The sequence below is a fragment of the Arthrobacter sp. LFS091 genome (assembly GCF_047977885.1).
GTDB lineage: Bacteria > Actinomycetota > Actinomycetes > Actinomycetales > Micrococcaceae > Arthrobacter.
Genome location: NZ_JBFPFP010000019.1, coordinates 1 through 3,077, shown reverse-complemented (window position 1 = coordinate 3,077; position 3,077 = coordinate 1). Strand labels below are relative to the sequence as shown.

Genomic DNA, 3,077 nt, shown 5'->3' with positions numbered 1-3,077 from the left:
AGACAAAGGAGTCATCATGACAGTAGAAACCCAGGCCACCGCCGCCGCTTCAGGTGCCGGCGCCACCGCAAGGTTCCGCGAGAACAAGCACTTCGCCGCGGCCACCAGCCAGGAACGCGTCAGCACACTCGCCGGGCGCGTTATCAAAGCCATCAACGACACCGTGCTTGAAGAAGAAGTCACCTACGACGAATACAACGCACTGAAGGCCTGGCTCATCAAAGTAGGTGAAGACGGCGAATGGCCGCTGTTCCTGGATGTGTGGGTTGAGCACTCCGTGGAGGAAGTCGCGAACTCTCGCCGCCACGGCTCCAAGGGAGCAATCGAGGGACCGTACTACCTGCCGGACTCACCACAGCTGAACTCCCCGGCAACACTTCCGATGCGTGACGATGAACCCGGCACTCCGCTGCTGTTCCAAGGGAAGGTCACGAACGTCGCCGGCAAAGCCCTTCCCGGCGCCAGGATCGAGATCTGGCACGCAGATGATCTGGGTTTCTACTCGCAGTTTGCTCCGGGCATTCCTGAATGGAACCTTCGCGGCACTGTGGTGTCGGACCAGGACGGTAGTTTCCAGATCAACACCATTCAACCCGCGCCGTACCAGATCCCCACGGACGGAGCCTGCGGACAGCTAATCGCCGCAGCCGGCTGGCACGCCTGGCGCCCGGCCCACCTCCATCTGAAAGTATCCGCCCCAGGGCACCAGCTCGTCACCACCCAGTTGTACTTCGAAGGCGACGAACACGTCGGCGACGACATCGCCTCAGCCGTGAAACCCGAACTGGTCCTCTCACCGATCAACCGCAGCAACGGACACGGCCACGAAGTCACTTACAACTTCGTCCTCGACCCGACAGAGTAACTGAGAACCATGACTAAGAAGGCAGTTCTCGCCCCCATCGACGCCCGCGAACTGCGGAACGCATTCGGCACCTTCGCCACCGGCGTCACGGTAGTAACTACCCGTTCAAGCGACGGAATCCCACACGGCGCCACAGTCAACGCCTTCACCGCGGTCTCACTCGATCCACCCCTGGCACAGGTGACGTTAACCCGCACCTCCCGGGCCGCCAAGTACCTGGACGGAGCGCCCTTCGCCATCAACATTCTGTCCCTTGAACAGCAGGACGTGGCGATGCACTTCGCCGGCAGGCCAATGGCGGAAGAGCCGGAGTGGGCCCTCGACGGACCTGTTCCAATACTGACGAAGAACGCAGCAACCCTCGAATGCCGCCCTTGGAACATCTACGACGGTGGCGACCACATCATCGTGATCGGCGAGGTCATCAAAATGCAGACCACCACACGACCGCCGTTGCTGTTCTTTGGCGGGAAGTTCCGTGAAATCGGCCGACACCTGGACGGCAGTCCCTGGGATCACTGCGGTGACGGCCCCGCCTCCGGCTGGTTCTCCGGGGCCGACTCTTTCAAACCCTTCAGCAGCCGCTAGACCTCATCCAAGCTTTCCCTAAAAGGAAGAAAATATGACCGAGATACTGGACGCCTCTGCCTCCACCATGGACGAGCGGACCACACCCGCGAACCCCAAGATGCCGATGACGGGTGATGAATACATCAACTCGCTCAAGGATGACCGGGAAGTATGGATCTACGGGGAACGCGTCAAGGACGTCACCACCCACCCCGCCTTCCGCAACTCCATCCGCATGGCAGCCCGGCTCTACGACGCCATGCACAAGCCCGAGCTGCAGGACAAGCTCATGGTGCCCACCGATACCGGCTCCGGGGGCAAGACCATGTCCTTCTTCCGGACGCCGCATAGCGTGGAGGACCTGAAAAAGGACCGCACCGCCATCGAGACCTGGGCCCGCATGAGCTATGGCTGGCTGGGCCGCTCCCCGGATTACAAGGCGGCGTTCCTGGGCACCCTGGGCGGCATGCCCGACTTCTACGAGCCGTTCCAGGACAACGCGAAGCGCTGGTACAAGGAGTCCCAGGAGAAGGTCCTCTACTGGAACCATGCCATCATCAACCCGCCGGTAGACCGGCACCTTCCACCGGACCAGGTGGGCGATGTGTTCATGAAGGTGGAAAAGGAAACGGATTCGGGCCTGATCGTCTCCGGCGCCAAGGTAGTGGCAACCGGGTCCGCCATCACCAACTACAACTTCATCGCCCACTACGGCCTGCCCATTAAGCGCAAGGAGTTCGCGCTGATCTGCACCGTCCCCATGGACGCGCCCGGGGTTAAGCTGATCAGCCGTGCTTCATATTCTCACCAGGCCGCCGTGATGGGCACGCCGTTCGATTACCCGCTCTCATCCCGCATGGATGAGAACGACTCCGTGTTTGTGTTCGACAAGGTCCTGATCCCGTGGGAGAACGTCTTCGCGTACGGGGACGTGGAGAAGGTCAACAACTTTTTCCCGCAGACCGGGTTCATCAACCGTTTCACCTTCCAGGGCGTCATCCGGCTGGCCACCAAACTGGACTTCATCGCGGGCCTGCTGCTGAAGGCTCTCGAAGTGGCCGGGACGCAGGACTTCCGCGGCGTCCAGACCCGCGTCGGTGAAGTCCTGGGCTGGCGGAACATGTTCAACGCCCTGATCGACGGCATGACCCTGAACCCAGACCAAGGCCCCAACGGCACGGTGCTGCCCAAACTGGACTACGGCCTCGCGTACCGGATGTTCATGGCCATCGGATACCCGCGGATCAAGGAAATCATCGAGCAGGACGTCGCCTCCGGGCTGATCTACCTCAACTCCTCGGCACTGGACTTCAAAACCCCCGAAATCCGGCCCTACCTGGACAAGTACGTCCGGGGATCCGATGGTGTGGAGGCCGTGGACCGGGTCAAGCTCATGAAGCTGCTGTGGGACTCGATCGGCACCGAATTCGGCGGCCGCCACGAACTCTACGAGCGGAACTATTCCGGCAACCACGAGAACGTGAAGGCAGAGATCCTCTTCGCAGCCCAGGCACAGGGAACCACAGGGGCCATGAAGGGCTTCGCGGACCTGTGCATGTCCGAATACAACCTCGATGGCTGGACCGTTCCCGACCTGATCAACAACGACGACGTCAGCCTCTTCCTCAAACGCAACTAGCCG

Annotated in this window: 3 protein-coding genes; all 3 read left to right on the top strand. The window is 61.2% G+C overall.

Translation table 11 applies throughout. The features are described from left to right. The first annotated feature begins 16 nt into the window (after positions 1-16). The 3 genes from catA to ACNQOP_RS20445 are packed head-to-tail and all read left to right on the top strand — an operon-like array spanning position 17 to position 3,074. Positions 17-865, top strand: a complete 849-nt coding sequence (gene catA, locus ACNQOP_RS20455) for a catechol 1,2-dioxygenase (RefSeq protein WP_284988124.1) — start codon at positions 17-19, stop codon at positions 863-865. A gap of 9 nt (positions 866-874) precedes the next feature. Beyond that, a complete protein-coding gene (locus ACNQOP_RS20450) occupies positions 875-1,453 on the top strand; it encodes a flavin reductase family protein (protein ID WP_284988125.1) in 579 nt (192 codons plus the stop codon). Between the two features lie 34 nt (positions 1,454-1,487). After that, on the top strand, positions 1,488-3,074 hold the full coding sequence (locus ACNQOP_RS20445; RefSeq protein ID WP_284988126.1) for a 4-hydroxyphenylacetate 3-hydroxylase family protein: 1,587 nt from the start codon (positions 1,488-1,490) through the stop codon (positions 3,072-3,074). Positions 3,075-3,077: the final 3 nt, after the last annotated feature.

Bases quoted from the DNA above. Each gene is read 5' to 3' on its own strand.
- ACNQOP_RS20445 (WP_284988126.1), top strand. From the start codon at position 1,488: ATGACCGAGATACTGGACGCCTCTGCCTCCACCATGGACGAGCGGACC.
- catA (WP_284988124.1), top strand. From the start codon at position 17: ATGACAGTAGAAACCCAGGCCACCGCCGCCGCTTCAGGTGCCGGCGCC.
- ACNQOP_RS20450 (WP_284988125.1), top strand. From the start codon at position 875: ATGACTAAGAAGGCAGTTCTCGCCCCCATCGACGCCCGCGAACTGCGG.